This window comes from Kosakonia pseudosacchari, assembly GCF_015167415.1.
Classification (GTDB): domain Bacteria; phylum Pseudomonadota; class Gammaproteobacteria; order Enterobacterales; family Enterobacteriaceae; genus Kosakonia; species Kosakonia pseudosacchari.
The window spans coordinates 3,685,859-3,702,837 of sequence record NZ_CP063425.1 but is presented as its reverse complement, the minus strand read 5'-3'; the positions used below and the strand labels follow the sequence as shown (position 1 = coordinate 3,702,837).

At 52.6% G+C, this 16,979-nt stretch carries 18 protein-coding genes; 14 read left to right on the top strand and 4 right to left on the bottom strand.

Annotation, left to right across the window (positions count from 1 at the left end; genetic code table 11):
• The first annotated feature begins 52 nt into the window (after positions 1 to 52).
• The 14 genes from fliF (at position 53) to IP581_RS17385 (ending at position 11,479) form a co-directional block, all read left to right on the top strand.
• Positions 53 to 1,750, top strand: coding sequence for a flagellar basal-body MS-ring/collar protein FliF (gene fliF, locus IP581_RS17450; protein ID WP_193820981.1), 1,698 nt, complete (start codon positions 53 to 55; stop codon positions 1,748 to 1,750).
• Positions 1,747 to 2,733, top strand: coding sequence for a flagellar motor switch protein FliG (gene fliG, locus IP581_RS17445; RefSeq protein WP_086873781.1), 987 nt, complete (start codon positions 1,747 to 1,749; stop codon positions 2,731 to 2,733). The genes fliF and fliG overlap by 4 nt, the downstream gene beginning before the upstream one ends.
• The gene (locus IP581_RS17440) at positions 2,720 to 3,433 is read left to right on the top strand and encodes a flagellar assembly protein FliH (RefSeq protein WP_193820980.1); all 714 of its coding nucleotides are present in this window, start codon (positions 2,720 to 2,722) and stop codon (positions 3,431 to 3,433) included. Before fliG ends, IP581_RS17440 begins: the two co-directional genes overlap by 14 nt.
• Positions 3,430 to 4,797, top strand: coding sequence for a flagellar protein export ATPase FliI (gene fliI / locus IP581_RS17435; protein WP_193820979.1), 1,368 nt, complete (start codon positions 3,430 to 3,432; stop codon positions 4,795 to 4,797). The genes IP581_RS17440 and fliI overlap by 4 nt, the downstream gene beginning before the upstream one ends.
• A 15-nt stretch (positions 4,798 to 4,812) precedes the next feature.
• Positions 4,813 to 5,256, top strand: a complete 444-nt coding sequence (gene fliJ / locus IP581_RS17430) for a flagellar export protein FliJ (RefSeq protein ID WP_086873784.1) — start codon at positions 4,813 to 4,815, stop codon at positions 5,254 to 5,256.
• A 1-nt stretch (position 5,257) separates the two neighbouring features.
• On the top strand, positions 5,258 to 6,511 hold the full coding sequence (locus IP581_RS17425; RefSeq protein ID WP_193820978.1) for a flagellar hook-length control protein FliK: 1,254 nt from the start codon (positions 5,258 to 5,260) through the stop codon (positions 6,509 to 6,511).
• A gap of 153 nt (positions 6,512 to 6,664) precedes the next feature.
• Positions 6,665 to 7,168, top strand: coding sequence for a flagellar basal body-associated protein FliL (gene fliL / locus IP581_RS17420; protein ID WP_086873785.1), 504 nt, complete (start codon positions 6,665 to 6,667; stop codon positions 7,166 to 7,168).
• 5 nt (positions 7,169 to 7,173) lie between these two features.
• Positions 7,174 to 8,178, top strand: a complete 1,005-nt coding sequence (gene fliM, locus IP581_RS17415) for a flagellar motor switch protein FliM (RefSeq protein WP_193820977.1) — start codon at positions 7,174 to 7,176, stop codon at positions 8,176 to 8,178.
• 7 nt (positions 8,179 to 8,185) lie between these two features.
• Positions 8,186 to 8,587, top strand: a complete 402-nt coding sequence (gene fliN, locus IP581_RS17410; RefSeq protein ID WP_086873787.1) for a flagellar motor switch protein FliN — start codon at positions 8,186 to 8,188, stop codon at positions 8,585 to 8,587.
• Positions 8,587 to 8,991 carry a flagellar biosynthetic protein FliO gene (gene fliO, locus IP581_RS17405; RefSeq protein WP_193820976.1) on the top strand — a complete coding sequence of 135 codons (405 nt, stop codon included), beginning with the start codon at positions 8,587 to 8,589 and terminating at the stop codon, positions 8,989 to 8,991. Before fliN ends, fliO begins: the two co-directional genes overlap by 1 nt.
• A gap of 101 nt (positions 8,992 to 9,092) precedes the next feature.
• Entirely contained in the window at positions 9,093 to 9,749 is a 657-nt protein-coding gene (gene fliP, locus IP581_RS17400) for a flagellar type III secretion system pore protein FliP (RefSeq protein ID WP_228007866.1), read from the top strand.
• A gap of 10 nt (positions 9,750 to 9,759) precedes the next feature.
• On the top strand, positions 9,760 to 10,029 hold the full coding sequence (gene fliQ, locus IP581_RS17395; RefSeq protein ID WP_044489457.1) for a flagellar biosynthesis protein FliQ: 270 nt from the start codon (positions 9,760 to 9,762) through the stop codon (positions 10,027 to 10,029).
• A 2-nt stretch (positions 10,030 to 10,031) separates the two neighbouring features.
• Positions 10,032 to 10,811, top strand: coding sequence for a flagellar biosynthetic protein FliR (fliR, locus tag IP581_RS17390; RefSeq protein WP_193820974.1), 780 nt, complete (start codon positions 10,032 to 10,034; stop codon positions 10,809 to 10,811).
• Positions 10,812 to 10,879: 68 nt separating this feature from the next.
• Positions 10,880 to 11,479, top strand: a complete 600-nt coding sequence (locus IP581_RS17385) for a helix-turn-helix domain-containing protein (protein WP_086873791.1) — start codon at positions 10,880 to 10,882, stop codon at positions 11,477 to 11,479.
• A gap of 116 nt (positions 11,480 to 11,595) precedes the next feature.
• Here IP581_RS17385 and flhC read toward each other — a convergent pair whose 3' ends face one another.
• From flhC to IP581_RS17365, 4 genes are all read right to left on the bottom strand, one after another.
• Entirely contained in the window at positions 11,596 to 12,153 is a 558-nt protein-coding gene (gene flhC, locus IP581_RS17380) for a flagellar transcriptional regulator FlhC (protein WP_162842166.1), read from the bottom strand.
• 14 nt (positions 12,154 to 12,167) lie between these two features.
• Entirely contained in the window at positions 12,168 to 12,515 is a 348-nt protein-coding gene (gene flhD, locus IP581_RS17375; RefSeq protein ID WP_086873793.1) for a flagellar transcriptional regulator FlhD, read from the bottom strand.
• A 693-nt stretch (positions 12,516 to 13,208) separates the two neighbouring features.
• Complete coding sequence (locus tag IP581_RS17370) at positions 13,209 to 15,443, bottom strand: KAP family P-loop NTPase fold protein (RefSeq protein WP_193820973.1); 2,235 nt, start codon at positions 15,441 to 15,443, stop codon at positions 13,209 to 13,211.
• A 322-nt stretch (positions 15,444 to 15,765) separates the two neighbouring features.
• A protein-coding gene (locus IP581_RS17365) for an IS3 family transposase (protein ID WP_193820972.1) occupies positions 15,766 to 16,913 on the bottom strand; the annotation gives its coding sequence in 2 pieces (ribosomal slippage) (positions 15,766 to 16,676 and positions 16,676 to 16,913; 1,149 coding nt in all).
• Positions 16,914 to 16,979 lie beyond the last annotated feature (66 nt).

Below are 16,979 nucleotides of genomic sequence, written 5' to 3'. Positions count from 1 at the left end.
CCGTAATGCTTTTTAATTTTTATTGCGGCGATCACTTTTACAGGATATTGGCATGACTGCCACGACCCAAGACAGTAACAAGAAAGGCATTGTCGATATTAAGGCACTGCTTGATAATATTCGGCTTAACCCCCGGATGATATTTTTCATTGCCGCCGCAGCTGCTATTTCAATTGTCATTGCGCTGCTGTTCTGGGCTAAAGAGCCAGACTATCGTGTCCTGTACAGCAATATTAGCGAGCAGGATGGCGGCGCGATCGTCACGCAACTGAAACAGATGCAGATACCGTACCGCTTTGCGGAGCATGACGGTTCTATTCAGATACCTGCTGAGCAGGTGTATGAAGTGCGTCTCAAGCTGGCCCAGCAGGGGCTGCCGAAAGGTGGCGCAGTAGGCTTTGAACTGCTTGATCAGGAAAAATTTGGCATCAGCCAGTTTAACGAACAAGTGAACTTCCAGCGCGCGCTGGAGGGCGAGCTTTCGCGCACCATCGAAACGCTTGGTCCGGTCAGCGCGGCGCGGGTGCATCTGGCGATGCCGAAGCCGTCCCTGTTTCTGCACGATCAGAAGAAACCTTCCGCGTCGGTGACGCTGACGTTGATCAATGGCAGAACGCTGGATGCCGGGCAGGTAAGCGCTATCTCGTACATGATCTCCAGCGCCGTGCCGGGTCTGAGCGCCGATCGCGTGACGATTGTCGATCAAAGCGGACACCTGATGACGCAGAGCGGCGAGCAGGCGACGCAGACCACGCAGCTGAAATACACGCGCAAAATTGAAGCCGAATACCAGAATCGCATTCAGGCCATCCTGGCACCGATTGTCGGCGCGCAAAACGTCAGAACGCAGGTGACCGCGCAGGTTGACTTCACGCAGCACGAACAGACTGCCGAGCAGTACCAGCCTAACAGCCGCCCGGAAGATATGGCGATTCGCAGCCGTCAGAGCAGCAATGCCGAACAGGGCGGTAAGAATGCGGTAGGTGGTGTACCTGGTGCGTTGAGTAACCAGCCTCCTGCACCGGTTTCCGCGCCGATTGAGCAACCGCCAGCGCAGCAAGCCAATGGACAAGGTGCGACCAACGCCAACGCGAATGCGAACGCAACGGCGGCGCCCGCTGCACCGGCGACGCCGTACAACAAGCAGAGCGATGAAACCACCAACTATGAAGTGGATAAAACGCTCACCCATATCAAGCGCAGCACCGGCACGGTGGAACGCCTCTCTGTTGCGGTGGTGGTGAACTTTGTCCCCGGCGCGGATGGGAAAGCCGTTGCGCTGAGTAAAGATAAGCTCGACCAGATCAACGCGCTGGTGAAAGAAGTAATGGGCTACTCCGACAAACGCGGCGATACGCTGAATGTCGTGAACACCCCGTTCAGCGTGGAAGATGGCGAACCACCGGTTCCGCTGTGGAAACAGCCAGAAGTCATCAAACTGATGATGTCCGGCGTGCGTTACCTGTTTGTGGTGCTGATCGCCTGGATCCTGTGGCGTAAAGCGGTGCAACCGTTCTGGACGCGCCATCAGGAGATGCTGTTGCAGCGCATGGAAATGGAAAAAGAGGCGCGCCAGGCCGAGCTGGATGAGCAAATCCGTAAGCGTCAGAGCGCGGAAATGGCGAAAGCACAGCTACGCGTTGAGGCGGAACAAGGTGCGCAGCAGCTGCGTGAAATGGCCGATCAGGAACCGCAGGTTATCGCGCTGGTTCTTCGTCAATGGTTGAATAAGGAGCAGAAGTCGTCATGAACGCCGCCCAGAGAAGCGCCATAGTCATGCTGACGCTCGGTGACGAGCGTGCAGCCGAAGTGTTTAAGCATTTGAATACCCATGAAGTGACGTTAATCAGTAGCGCCATGGTTCATATCGGCAGTTATACCCACGATCAGCTGGGCGCGGTGATGAAAGAGTTCCGCCGTGATGCAGGTGAGTTTGCCGTACTCGATGTGAATACCAACGAATACCTGCGCAGTGCGCTGGTGAAAGCGTTGGGTGAAGAGCGCGCGAATGCGCTGCTGGAAGATCTGCTGGATGCCAACGATGAGCGCAACGGTATTGAGACGCTCAACTTTATGGAACCGCAGATGGTCTTTGACCTCATCCGCGATGAGCATCCGCAGATTATCGCCACCATTCTTGTGCATCTGAAACGCAGCCAGGCAGCCGATCTGCTGGCGAAATTCGATGAGCGCGAACGTAACGACATCATGTTGCGTATCGCCACCTTCGGCGGCGTGCAGCCAGTGGCGTTGCAGGAGCTGACCGAAGTGCTGAACAACTTGCTGCACGGTCAGAACATCAAGCGCAACAAGATGGGCGGTGTACGTCCTGCGGCGGAGATCCTCAACATGATGAAATCCCACCAGGAAGACGCGGCTATCGAAGCGGTGCGCGAATACGACCAGGAGCTGGCGCAGAAGATCATCGACGAGATGTTCCTGTTCGAAAACCTTGTCGAAATGGAGGATCGCAGCATCCAGCGTATTTTGCAGGAAGTGGATAACGAATCGCTGCTGGTGGCACTCAAAGGCGTGGACGACGCACTGCGCGATAAGTTCTTCCGCAATATGTCCAAACGTCAGGCCGATATTATGCGTGACGATCTGAATTCCCGTGGCCCGGTTCGTATGTCGCAAGTCGAAAACGAACAGAAAGCGATCCTGTTGATTGTCCGTCGTCTGGCGGAAACCGGCGAAATCGTGTTGGGTGGAGGCGACGATGTCTACGTCTAAGCAGCAGTGGAAGTCCTGGCAGCCGGAGAATTTACTTCAGGACACCTTCGGCCAGGAGAGCGAACTGCGCGAGGCGGTACCGGCAAGCGATCCGGCGACAGAAGCCGCGATGCAGGTTGAGTTGTCGCGTCTGCGCAAACAGGCCGAGCAAAAAGGCTTTGCCCAGGGGCAAGCGCAGGGGCTGGAAGCCGGAAAAAAACAGGGTTATGAAGAGGGCTTTGCACAAGGCCGGGAAGAGGGCGCTGCGCAGGGCGCGGCGGACTACCGCCAGCAACAGCAGAAGCAGACGGATGCGTTCGCTCAACTGGTTGATAACGTCAAGATAACACTCGACAGTCTCGACAGCGTGATGCCTGCGCGGCTGGTGCAGGTCGCCCTGATGGCGGCGCGCAGCTTGTTGGGCGAAAGCGTGGTGTCGACCTCGACCAACGCCTGGCTGATGACGCGCATTCAGCAACTGCTGCAAGACGATACGCTGCAACAAGGCAATGTACAGCTGTGGGTCAGCGCCGAGGAGTCGGCCGCTGTGCAGGAGATGCTGGGCTCGGTGCTGGAAACCCGCGGCTGGGAATTGCGTACCGATGCGCAGATGTTGCCGGGCGGTTGCCGTATCACCACCGACGGCGGCGAGCTGGACGCGACCACGGAAACCCGCTGGAACGAGTTGTGTAACCTGAGTCGCGAGGACTTCGCGTTATGACCGCCCGGCTGAAAAAGTGGCTTGATGGCATTGATCAGCGCGAGCACAAAATGGCGGAACTGCCGTTGTTTCGCCGCTACGGTCGGCTGACGCGCGCGACCGGCCTGGTAATGGAAGCGGTCGGTCTGAAGTTGCCGATCGGCACGCTTTGCATTGTCGAACGCGAGAGCGAGACGGGTATCCAGCGCGTTGAAAGTGAAGTAGTGGGATTTAATGCCGAAACCCTCTATTTGATGCCGCTGGAAAACGTCGAAGGCGTACTGCCTGGCGCCAGAGTGTATGCCTTTGGTAATAACACCAAAGGCAAATCGCTGCCGCTGGGGCCGGAATTACTGGGCCGCGTGCTGGATGCCAGCGCGCGTCCGCTGGATGGCCTGCCGCCGCCGGGATCGACCGATCGCGGGCCGCTGTTTACCGCGCCGTTTAACCCGCTGCAGCGCGATCCGATTAAAAACGTGCTTGATGTTGGCGTGCGTGCGATCAACGGTTTGTTAACCGTGGGGCGCGGCCAGCGTATGGGGCTGTTTGCCGGTTCCGGCGTCGGTAAAAGCGTACTGCTGGGGATGATGGCGCGCTTTACCAAAGCGGATGTCATCGTCGTCGGCTTAATTGGCGAACGTGGCCGTGAGGTGAAGGACTTTATTGAGAATATTCTTGGTAAAGAGGGGCTTAAACGTTCCGTCGTCATCGCCGCGCCGGCAGATGTGTCGCCGATTCTGCGTATGCAGGGCGCGGTCTACTGCACGCGTATCGCCGAAGATTTTCGCGATCGCGGCCTCGATGTGCTGCTGATCATGGACTCCTTAACCCGTTATGCGATGGCGCAGCGCGAAATTGCGCTCGCCATCGGTGAACCGCCCGCGACCAAAGGCTACCCGCCATCAGTTTTCGCGAAATTGCCCGCGCTGGTGGAACGTGCCGGTAACGGCACCAAAGGCGGCGGTTCGATCACCGCGTTTTATACCGTGTTGACGGAGGGGGATGACCAGCAGGATCCGATTGCCGACTCGGCGCGTGCGATCCTCGATGGCCATATTGTGCTCTCGCGCAGGCTGGCGGAATCGGGCCACTACCCGGCGATTGATATCGAAGCCTCGATAAGCCGCGCGATGACCGAACTTATCGAACCGGTGCACTACAAAAAAGTGCAGCGCTTTAAACAGATGCTCTCGTCTTATCAGCGCAACCGCGATCTGGTGAGCGTGGGCGCGTATGCGGCAGGCAGCGATCCGTTGCTGGATCAGGCCATTAGTCTTTACCCCAACATGGAGCGATATCTCCACCAGGGGATTCATGAATCCTGTGATTATCCGACCTCCTGCGCGGAGCTTTCTGCGCTGTTTCCGGATACCGGGGCGAACTAATGCGGACGGTGCGTAATGGCCAGCCATAACCCCATGGATGTACTGCGTGAGCTGGCGGAAAAAAAGCTCAACGACACGACGGTACAACTCGGTAGCGCACGCCAGGCGCATGTCCAGGAGACTTCCCGCCTGGAGCAGTTGCGTACGTACTCGCAGGAATATCGCCAGCAGATGCAAACCACGCTGACGCAAAGTCGCGTGTCGATCATGGCGCTACAGACACAGCAGCGATTTTTAACCTCTCTGGATGGGGTGGTTGAGCAACAGGTCAGGCGGGTTTCCGCCAGCCAGTTCGCCGTGGATAACGTGCAGGACGCCTGGAAAAAAGATAAGCAGCGGCTGAATGCTTTTGAAGCGCTGAAAAACCGTGCTGAAGCCCAGCAATTGTTAAAAGAGAACCGGCTGGAACAAAAGCTGATGGATGAGTTTGCCCGTCGCGCCAGCCAAAGGAACATATAAGATGATTATCAGACCTTCAAACCCTGCTCCGGCAAGCGATAGCGGACGCCAGACGGCTTCCACCTCAAGCGTGCAGGAAGAGGGCGAGTTTTCTTCCGCGCTGAAAAAACAGCTGGCGGCAGAACAACCCGCAAAAACCGACAAAAAAGCGCCTGCGCAGGAAGGGAATAAAAAACCTGCGGACAAAAAAGAGGAGCCGTCAGACGATGCCCGCCCAACTCCGTCTGCGACACTGGCTATCGATCCGCTGGCACAAGTGGCGAAGACCATCGCGTTGCCTGCGGAGGTAACTACCGCGGATGCGCTGCTGGCCCAGGGCGAACAGGCCGCGCAACCGGCCCTGGCGGATCTGGCGGCGTTACCGCAAAACGCGATTGAGCCTGCGCTGGCTGCAACACCGGCAAACGCACTGACACCGGCCGCCGTGGCGACCGATGTTCAGCCCACAGACCCGTTAGCGCAGGTGACGTTCTCCGCCGTGCTCGGTGAGAAAGTGCAGACGCCAGTCACAGCCACAACCGAGCGCGCACCCGCGACCGGGAAAGGGCAGGGGATAACGGCGGCGCTGCACACGGCCACACCGCTTGCGGATAAAGCCGTCGAGGGCAGCGACTCACCTTTGCCAGCAACGGACACCGCGCAGCTTGCGGGCAATGGGCAGACCCAGGCAGCACCGGCGAGCGAGAGTTTCGCAACGGCACTGCATGCGGTGAAAACCGGTGAACCGCTACCGCAACTGAGTGCGATTTCTCAGGCGGCACCCGTTACGGCACCGTCAACCACGCCAGCATTAACTTCACCCGCGATGGCGACCGGCACCTTACAGGCTGAAGTTGGCACGCCCGCGTGGCAACAATCGCTGGGGCAGCAGATTGCGGTGTTCACCCGTAATGGCGTTCATCATGCGGAGTTGCGTCTTCACCCGGAGGAGTTGGGCGCGTTACAAATCAGCCTGCGCGTGAATAACGATCAGGCCCAGGTCCATTTCGTGTCCGAGAGCCATCAGGTGCGCTCGGCGCTGGAATCGGCGATACCGAACCTGCGCACTATGCTGGAAGAGTCCGGTATTTCGCTGGGACAGAGTAGCGTGGGCGCAGAAACTTCCTCTTCAGCGGGGGATACGACATCGGGTAATACCGCCGGGCAAGGAAAATCTGATCCAGAACAAGGTGACGGGGCTATTTCGCTGGAAGAAGAGCGTCCGGCACGTTCGCGCATCATGCATTATTCGCGCGGAATCAATACGTTCGCGTAAGGCGAATGCGCTAAATGGCAAGGTGCTGACAGTAATTTCAGTTTATCAGGGAATTGTCCTGCATGGGTGCTGTATTAAAATAACGGCATCCAGCAGGTTATCTGTCTTAAGTATGATTCCTGATTTATTTTTAATTACAGAGTTATTCATCAAATGCCGAAGAAGAAACAAGCCGCCCAGAGTGGGAAAAAAAGCCCTCTGTTGCTTTTACTCATGTTGTTAATTCTTATTGGGATGTGCGCTGGTGGCGCTTATGCCTATATGGAAATTAATAAACTTAAAACGCAAGTTGCTAATGGGAAAGAGGGTGAAACTCCTGCCGCAGCCGTTGAGCAAGCAGAGCCGGTTTATTTAGATCTGGATACCTTTACCGTCAGTCTGAAACCTGATGCCCAGGAAAATGATCGCATTCTGTATATTGGTCTTACGTTGAAAATTAAAGATACCGCAACGAAAGCCATGCTGGAAAAACATCTTCCTGAAGTTCGCAGTAATTTGTTAGTGCTTTTTTCTCAACAAACAGCGGCTGAATTAGTCGGCGATAAGGCGAAAGAAACGTTGGCATTAAAAGTAAAAGACGCGGTTAACGCCTCACTTGCTGGCCAGCCTCAACCGATGGTGACAAACGTCCTGTTTAATGCATTCATTTTACGGTAACTATTATGTCGGACAGCATTTTATCACAGGACGAGATCGATAATCTTTTGAATGGCGGCCCCGGTGGCGAAGAGAAAAATAGTGCGGAAACGGCGCTTTCTTCAGCAGAAGATAATATCAAGCCTTATGATCCTAATACCCAGCGTCGGGTTATTCGTGAACGTTTATATTCTCTGGAAATTATTAACGAACGTTTTGCGCGACAGTTTCGTATCGGCTTGTTTAACATTTTGCGCCGTAGCCCGGATGTCACCGCCGGAAACATCAAAATTCAGCCGTACCATGAGTTTGCCCGCAATCTGCCGGTGATGACGAGTCTGAATCTGATTAACATGCACCCGCTGCGCGGCACGGCGCTGTTCGTTTTTTCACCCAACCTGGTATTTACCGCGGTGGATAACCTGTTTGGCGGCGACGGACGTTTCCCGACAAAGGCCGATGGCCGCGAATTTACGCCTACAGAACAGCGTATTATCCAGCGGATGTTGGCCATGGCGCGCGAAGCATATGATTACGCCTGGACATCCATTTATAAGATCAAAACAGAATTTGTCCGTTCTGAATTGCAGGTGAAGTTCACCAATATTACGTCGTCACCGAACGATATTGTGGTGACCACACCGTTTCAGGTGGATATTGGTTCGCATAGCGGCGAATTACAAATTTGTATTCCGTTCAGCATTATCGAACCGATTCGCGAGTTGTTGACCAACCCGCCACTGGAAAACTCGCAGCACGAAAATAATCAGTGGCGCAGCGCGCTCGCTTCGCAAATGCGTGATACCGAAATGGAGCTGGTGGTGAAATTCGCTGAGATTTCGACCCGCTTGTCCAGAATTATGAGCCTGAAACCTGACGATATTATTCCATTGGAAAAACCTGAAGAGATCGGTGGGTATGTTAACGATGTCCCGGTGATGTCGGGTAAATATGGCTGCGCCAACAATCAGTATGCCATTCAGGTGGAAAATTTGATGAATTCTACATTATTAGCCTTAAAGAAGGAGTGACCAACGAATGAGTGATATGGAACTTGAATCGGGGTCAAATAAATCCTCGCTTAACGACCTTTGGGGCGATGCGATGAGCGAACAAATGAACGACAATAGCGCCGAGATGCACGCTGCGGCGAAAGACGATGTGATGGTTAATTTTTCTGAAGATTTAAATTTGGTGCTCGACATTCCGGTCAAAATGACCGTTGAACTGGGGCGCACAAAAATGACGATCAAAGAGTTATTAAGACTTAGCCCAGGCGCCATTGTTTCGCTGGACGGGTTAGCCGGTGAGCCGCTGGATATTTTGATTAACGGTTACTTAATTGCCCAGGGTGAAGTGGTCGTCGTTTCGGATAAATTCGGCATTCGTATCACCGATATTATTACGCCTTCCGAGCGTATGCACCGCCTGAGCAGATAATGAATACCCCAACGCTTAATACTGTTCAGCCCGTTGCCGGCGGGCCTGCCGTGGCACCGGTCTCGATTGGCAATGTTGTCGGCGCGCTGGCGCTGGTGTTGTTGCTGATTGTGGCGGTGGCCTGGATCTGCCGTCGTACGGGTGTCGCTTCACGAATGGTAAAGGGAAATAGCATTCTGTCGGTAAAACATACTCACTCCCTTGGCGCGAGACAGCGTCTGGTGGTTGTCGAAGTGGATGACAAATGGCTGCTGCTGGGCGTGACGCAGGAAAACATCACGACTCTGATGACGATGGAGAAAAAAGCGGACGCTGAGCCGGTTCCGGTCGCGCCGTTTGCTGCCAGTTTTCAGGCGGCTTTAGTGAATTGCATTACCCGGCATAAAGGCGAGGGCAAAAAATGAAACGCAACACGCGCCTGCTGCCGGGACTGCTTGGCCTTGGGCTAACGCTTGCCGGGATTTTCTTCCCTGCCGGGCTGACCTGGGCGGCCAATAGCGACATCATGCTTAGCCATTCAGCGAATGGCGAGAGCTGGTCACTGCCGGTACAAACGCTGGTTTTGATGACGTCACTGACGTTTTTGCCCGCGATATTGCTGATGATGACGGGGTTCACCCGCATTGTAATTGTGCTTGGGTTGCTGCGAAACGCCCTTGGCACCGCCAGTACGCCGCCTAACCAGGTGTTGCTGGGACTGGCGCTGTTTCTCACTTTTTTCGTGATGTCACCGGTGTTGAACCGGGTGTACGACGAAGCGTGGGTGCCGCTCTCGCAGGATAAGATTTCGATGGAAGTCGCGTTGCAAAAAGGGTCACAACCCCTGCGCGCTTTCATGCTTAAACAGACCCGCGAAGGGGATCTGGCGCTCTTTTCCCGCATCGCGAAAGCGGAGCAGTTTAATACGGTCGACGATGTGCCAATGAGCATTCTGGTTCCTGCGTTTGTAACCAGCGAACTGAAAACCGGTTTCCAGATCGGCTTTACGATGTTTATTCCTTTTTTGATTATCGACCTGGTTGTGGCAAGTGTGCTGATGGCGCTGGGGATGATGATGGTGCCTCCGGCAACGATTTCCCTGCCTTTTAAGCTGATGCTGTTTGTCCTGGTGGATGGCTGGCAGCTGGTTATCGGTTCCCTGGCGCAGAGCTTTTTTAGTTAGAGAGAAGAAGATGACCCCTGAAAGTGTCATGTCGCTTGGTTTTCAGGCGACGAAAGTCGGGCTGTTTATTGCCACACCATTATTGTTAGCCGCGCTGGCGGCGGGTTTGATTGTCAGTATTTTGCAGGCATCGACGCAGATCAACGAAATGACCCTCTCCTTCATTCCGAAGATCCTCACCATCGTCGTCGTGCTGATCGCTTGCGGGCCGTGGATGCTGTCAACGCTGGTTGACTATATGCGTGGTCTGTACAGTAGCCTGCCTTATATCATTCGATAATTATGCTTACGCTCTCGCTGGTTACGCTTTATGACCAGGTGAACCAGTATTTCTGGCCGTGCCTGCGCATGCTCGCCCTGTTCGGTGCGGCACCGATCTTCAGTGAAAAACAGATGAGCGCGCGCTTGAAAGTCGCGCTGGCGTTGATCACTGCTTTTCTTGTCGCCCCGCAACTGCCGCAGAGCAACATTGCGATCGCCTCGTTCGACGGCTTTTGGGCCTGCTGCCAGCAGCTGATTATCGGCATTGCTATCGGGCTTGCGGTACAGCTGATTTTTGTGGCGGTGCGCCACGCCGGCGAGATCATTGGTATGCAGATGGGCCTCTCTTTCGCCATGGTTTATGACCCCGGCGGCGGCCCAAGTATGCCGGTCGTTTCGCGGCTGCTGAACCTCTTTGTCACGCTGCTGTTTCTGACCTTCAATGGCCATCTTTATATGCTCGAAGTGGTGGCGAACAGCTTTGAGGCTTTCCCGATTAGCGCCGCGCCGCTCGGTCATGAAGGATTTATGGCGATGGTCAAAGCAGGCAGCCTGATCTTTCGTTACGGCTTAATGCTCGGCCTGCCGGTTATCACTTTATTGCTGTGCCTCAACCTGACAATGGGGTTGCTCAACCGCCTGACGCCGCAGTTGTCGATTTTTGTGGTCGGTTTTCCGCTTTCTTTAACCGTCGGCATGGTGGCCATGTCGCTGGTGATGTACACACTTGCACCCTTCTTTGAAAACATGATGGCCGGCATTTTTGACCATCTGTTTGTGATCCTGACGGGATTCAAATAACAGCGGAAGGGATGTTTTTTAATCATCGTAATTCGTCACGGGATGTGACGCTGAGTAGGTAAGGGACTATGAGTGAAAAAAAGGCAGTCAGTATCGCTAACGTTCTGGTTTACAGCGAAGATGTGTTTTCGACACTGGGATTAACCACGCTGATTAAGTTCTATCGCCCTAACTTGCGTATTAGCCATATCGCAAGCCCACAGGACGCGCAGGGCGTATCCGTCAATAAAGTGCGCTTTGTGATTGCGGTTGCCACGCAGACCACCAATCTGATGTCGTTGATGAACACCATGCACTATCTGCGCGAAGCAAAGCCTGATTTGCCGTGCCTGTTGTTGAGCGACGAGCTTGACCCGGTTTTACCTGCTTTAATGCCGGATATTCCGACGCTGTGTCTGAACACGCCTATCCGCCATATCTATGCGTCAATCAACCGTTTGCTGTCACGTAAAAAGGCGGCATCGCCACGCTATCCTGCGCTACCGCTGTTAACACAGCGTCAGCGCGAGGTGCTTTGTCTGCTGGCCTCCGGTGCCAGCGCTCAGGATGTCTCTGTCGAGCTTGGGATCAGCCTGAAAACGGCTTACGTGCACCGGCGCGATATCCTGATGCGGCTTAACATTAGCCCGAGTTATTATCGTGGTGTCTTTACCGGCCGCTTGTCATAACGGTCGCAAATAACAGATACACAACAGCCTCGCCTGCTCAATGTGATGCTGAGCAGGCGAGGCTGTTATTGGCGGTGTGAAGATGAGTTTGCCCGCTGTCGGGGCAACTCATGCCATTACTGCAATGTGGCGGGGGCACCAGCCGCGAAGTTGAGCAGCGGGCTACGTTTCAGCGCGCGTGACGGTGGCACGCACAGGCTGCAGGTAAAACCGTTGAACATGTGCTCCGGCGTGGTGATAAAGTTGCCGCCACAACAGTCGCACTGCGTCTGTTTGAGCATGCCGCCGTCGATATAGCGCAACAGCGTCCATGCGCGGGTTAACCCCAGCACCGGTTCTTCATTTTCTTCCGTCAAACCGTGTTCCATATAAAGACGGAAGGCTTTCAGCATTACTTCGACTGAGCGTCCAGGTTCGACCTTCTGCAAATAAAGATAAATATTATAAAAAATGGATGAGTGAATATTTTGCTCCCACGCCATATACCAGTCGGCGGAAAAAGGCAGCATACCTTTCGCCGGGGACTCCCCTTTCAGCTCTTTATAAAGCTTTAACAGTTTTCTGCGGCTAAGGCTGGTTTCACTCTCCAGCACCTGCATTCTGGCGCCGAAATTAATCAACTGCATGGCAATATGCGTATCTTTAATTTCCGACATAATGCTTTTTTCTTGCAACATTGAGTCTTCCATTACGCCGCCTCGCTGCCATCTTGATTGAGCGTACTAAGCAGATTGCTCGACAAAATAATGCCGGTATGCAAACGCTGAAGCGCATCAATACGCGAGTCTTTGGTCAGGCAATTGATCATCACATCATCATCAATACGCAACCGGCTAATCAGCTGGCCTGAAGTGGACAGTTTAATCAGTTGCGGCAGTGACAAGCTGCGTAGGGTTTCCATCGTGGTTTCGTTTAAACCGAGACGGAAACCCGCTGCAATTTTATCTTCACGAATCAGACGCTGTGCCAGTAATAAATAGGACAGGTTCAGATCCTGGATAGATTGCATTTGTTCGTCAAAATTTTGTTCGTTCATAAAGTTGCTCCCGCAAAAAACAGGCGATGCGCTGTCTTTCGCTGTTATTTAAAAATTAAAATTAAATATGCGAGCAACCACTTTATTTCGATATTAATTAAAAATACTAAAAGGTAAATCTTTTAACAGCTTTAATATAGTTGTGCAGGTGATTGTATTATGTTCCTGCTTAAATCTTTGTTTCCAGGACTTTTCCTGAGAACGGAAATAAGTTTACACAAAAGGATTCATGCGAACAATGAAAATAATGCGGAAAAAATAGGCGGTTTGTAAAGTTGTGTTTTTGTTACTAATTTAACTTTAGTGATTACAGCGAGTTAGAGAAACTTTCAGAAAATGGATAACTTTAATTACAAAATGCGCAAAAACACGTTGAGAAAAATTATCTTTTTCAGGTGTGCTTTATGTTATTGAATTTTATCTATAAACAATGGTGGTTTTCGTGAATGATAATAGTTTTTTTCTTACGTTAATTTATTACATCGGTTTAACAAGAAAACCGCTAAATGTCACATATAGGAAAAATCACAACGCTTATTTAATGAGTTGATCTAACCCGATACAAATAAAGTGTTTTTGTATAAGTTTTTTCTCAAGTGCATTTAATGAATAGGGGCAAGCAGCGATAAAAATTCAGTTCACTGGCACCGCTTGCCCGAAAGAACCCGAAAATGAAAGGGTTAGCAAATAACCCTAAAAGGGCCCGCCAAAGGGAGCCGCCAGCTCTATCGCTTTGTTGACCTCTGCCAGCAGCCCGGATAGCGATGGGTTATTCGCTCTGGCGATCTTCTCTAATCGCTGCGCAGGATCGGCTTCTTCGTCAAAAAACACGGCCATTTTTCCTATTTCCAACACGCGATAGGATTCTCTATCACCGGTGATCAAGGTGTTACGTATCGCCAGTAGCAGTTGCAGAAAATCGGCATCGGTTTGGCTGACGTTTGCAACCCATGCTTTTACGACGTCCAGGCTGTCAATATCTCGCCACGCATTGAGATAACTCAATAAGTGCGGAATGTGTAAAAGTTGGTTCTTCACATTATCGTTACCCATGCGCCCGGCAAGTTGTCTGCGCAATGTGTTTAACTCGCTGGCGGAAAACGAGGGTACATCGTGCGATTCCATACTTTTGGGCTGAAGAGGAGTGAGCAGGCTTTGGCCAAACTGGACAATCCAGCGCAGAGCCTCACCCTGTTTTATCCTTTCCCCAAGAAATGCGCATAAATGGGTTCGATCTTCAATTAATAACTGCCTTGTGATCTGCAACGCCAGCGCACGCGTGCCGGACTCTTGCTGGCGGTAATACGCATCACGCTCCTCGAATTTGGCTTCAACGACATCACCTTGTTGAAAGAAGAAGTTGAGCAGGCCAAACAGTTGCTTTGGTTCCGCTTCGGCAATGACGCGTGAGGTGAGGCGGGTAACAATATGCTCAAACCAGGTCTGTGATGAGACGCCTTTGCTGTGGATTTTACTGAGCAGGTGCTGAGCGAGTTTTTCTTCATCATTACCCGCCATGGACAATATCTCCTGAATGGCAGACTCCGGTAGCACGTTTTGCGGTGCGGAAAAGGAGAAGTAATAGCGCCAGTAACCTGCGCTGCCAAGGCGCCTTAGCGTTGTCAGTTCGTCTCGCTTGTTTTCATCTATTTCGCTAAACAAGTGTATGTTTTTATCGCCACCGCCTTGCACACCGGGAACCCACTTCCCCAACGTCCAGGCGTTGCGCCCTGAGGCGTATTTGAACAGAGCAAGTTTGTTCGCCAGGTCAGTCGCCATCGCGCCAAGATCTTCGCTGTTAATCTGGCCATCACCGGATTCGACAATAGAGCGCTCGGTGAGATAGTGTTCGACCCAGTCATGCAGGCCTGGGTTAACGACGCGAATGAGTTGCAGGAAACAGAGATCGGGGAAATAGACATAATCGCGCATGGCCGGATAACGAAACTGCAAGGCGTTTAATGCCAGGCGGACTTCACGCGGCGTGGAGAACTCGTTGCCATAGGCATCCACCGCTGTATTCAGCACTGAAAACGCCCCGGCATCTAACTCGCGCCCCTGTATTTTTTTATACAGTTCAAGCGCGCCGTCCCTGAATTCCCGGTGCAGGTCGAAGGCTTCCGGGCGCGGCAAGCTGAACGAGAGTTGCACGATTTTTTGCAGATATAAACGACCATCCGTGACGCCAAGGCCATGTTCGACAGCTTTTGCCAGCACGTCGCGGTCGTAGCACATAACATAACGAAAGCGGGGGAAATCGGCGACCGAGCGCACCATACGCAATATTTCGACCGCTTGCGCCGGTTCCAGCCGGTCGAGATCGTCGAGGACAATGATAAACGTCAGCTGAAGCTCTTCGAGGCTGCTTTCGATCTCTGAGCGCAGATCGGCGGCGCTTTTCTCACTGTCTGAGCCGAGTTTTGTCAGCGCTTCAGTAATCTTATCCGCGCCCCCAAGAAGCGGGATGATACTCGCCATATCCGCCAGCGGTTGGGCGAGTCTGGCAGTCGAGCGGACATAACGCAGCAGGCGATTTTTTGTCTCATTCAGCGTCTTTTTTGCGCGCTTAATCTTCTGCTCTTCTTCAGATAATGTACGAGTTTGCTCCTGGTCCAGGATAAGCGCGACGGGCATTAAAAGCGATGCGACCGGGCTAATGCCGTCGCCGTTAAGCCAGGGAGAGATATGCAACACATGCGTCTTTTCTGGCTTCGTCTGGTCCAGTTCGTGAAGCAGTAAGTTGATGAGGCTTGTTTTCCCCGAACCCCAGACCCCTTCAATACCAATCACGGCAGAACCTTCATCGTCCATTGCCTGGATTGCCTGCGCTAATCCTTTGGCAACCGCCGTAAGCCCGTAACGATCTTCATCCGCGTTTTTTACCGGTGCGTCCGGACCAACCATGCCATATCTTCCATCTGTTTTCATTTTGATACCTGTTCCATTCATGCAAATAACGGCACAGGAAGACAAGCACGCCAGGCCCGATATTCCCATACGCGTTTTTAGTTTATCTATCGCATAGTGTATTAAGTGAGTGTCTTGAGGAAAAAGGTAAGCCGCAACCTATGAAATGTAGGAGGGGCTTGAGCACGATCTGTAATGAGGTAATGAAGGTTTCTTAACTAATTGAATATTAATGTATTATGGGTGAGGGTTGAGCGGGGAGGGGAAAAAAAAAGCCCGCAGGGCTTGCGCCGTGCGGGCTCTTAGGACTTCATCGGATGACTCTTGAATCGCCACGGATAATCTAGACACTTCTGAACCGTTGATAATATAGGTTTTCATATTCAGCCGGTGGCATCTGCTCGCTCGAGCCATGCCGACGCTTACTGTTATAAAACATTTCGATGTAATCAAAAATATCGCTTCTGGCTTCGTTTCTCGTTCCGTAGATCTTTTTCTTAATCCGTTCGCGTTTCAGTAGCTGGAAAAAGCTCTCCGCAACCGCGTTGTCGTGGCAGTTACCGCGACGACTCATGCTGCTTTCAAGACCGTTTGATTTCAGGAACGACTGCCACTCATGGCTCGTGTATTGACTGCCCTGATCAGAGTGAACCAGTACCTGTTTTTGAGGATTACGCCTCCACACCGCCATAAGTAATGCGTTCAGGACAATCTCTTTTGTCATGCGGGGTTGCATTGACCAGCCGATAACTTTTCGGGAGAACAGGTCAACCACCACGACCAGATACAGCCAGCCTTCGTGGGTTCGGATGTAGGTTATGTCCGTCACCCAGCTCACATCCGGCGAGTCCGGATTGAACTGCCGCTGGAGCCTGTTGGGTGCAACGATGCTGGCTTCGCCTTTACGTGCCCGTGGGCCACGATACCCAACCTGAGCTTTTATTCCGGCACGCTTCATCAGTCGCCAGACCCGGTTCACTCCGCACTGCTGCCCGGTATCACGCAGATCGAGATGGATCTTGCGATAACCATAGACGCAGCCAGACTCAAGCCAGAACTGTTTGATCTGCCCGGTCAACATCTGGTCTGCCTGGTGACGCTGTGAATATGGCTGCTGAAGCCAAAAATAAAATCCACTAGGATGGACTTCCAGAACCCGACAGAGCAAACGAACAGGCCAGCAACAGCTGTTGTCGCGGATAAAGGCGTACCTCAGTCGGACAGCTTTGCGAAGTACGCCGCGGCTTTTTTTAATATGTCTCGTTCATCGGTAACCCGCTTCAGCTCTTTCTGGAGGCGGCGGATCTCGGCCTGAGCATCTGACTGTTCATTATTAGTGGAAGAATCCGGACCGTACTTCTTTATCCAGGCGTAAAGGCTGTGGGTGGTGACATCGAGACGTGTTGCAACGCTGGAAACAGAATGACCACGATCAACAACCTGTTTGACTGCTTCAATTTTAAACTCTTCAGGATAACGCTTACCGCTCATGGGCACCTCTCTTTAAGTCATCTTAAATGACTCTGAGGTGTCTGTTAAACCCGTGGCGATTCACCC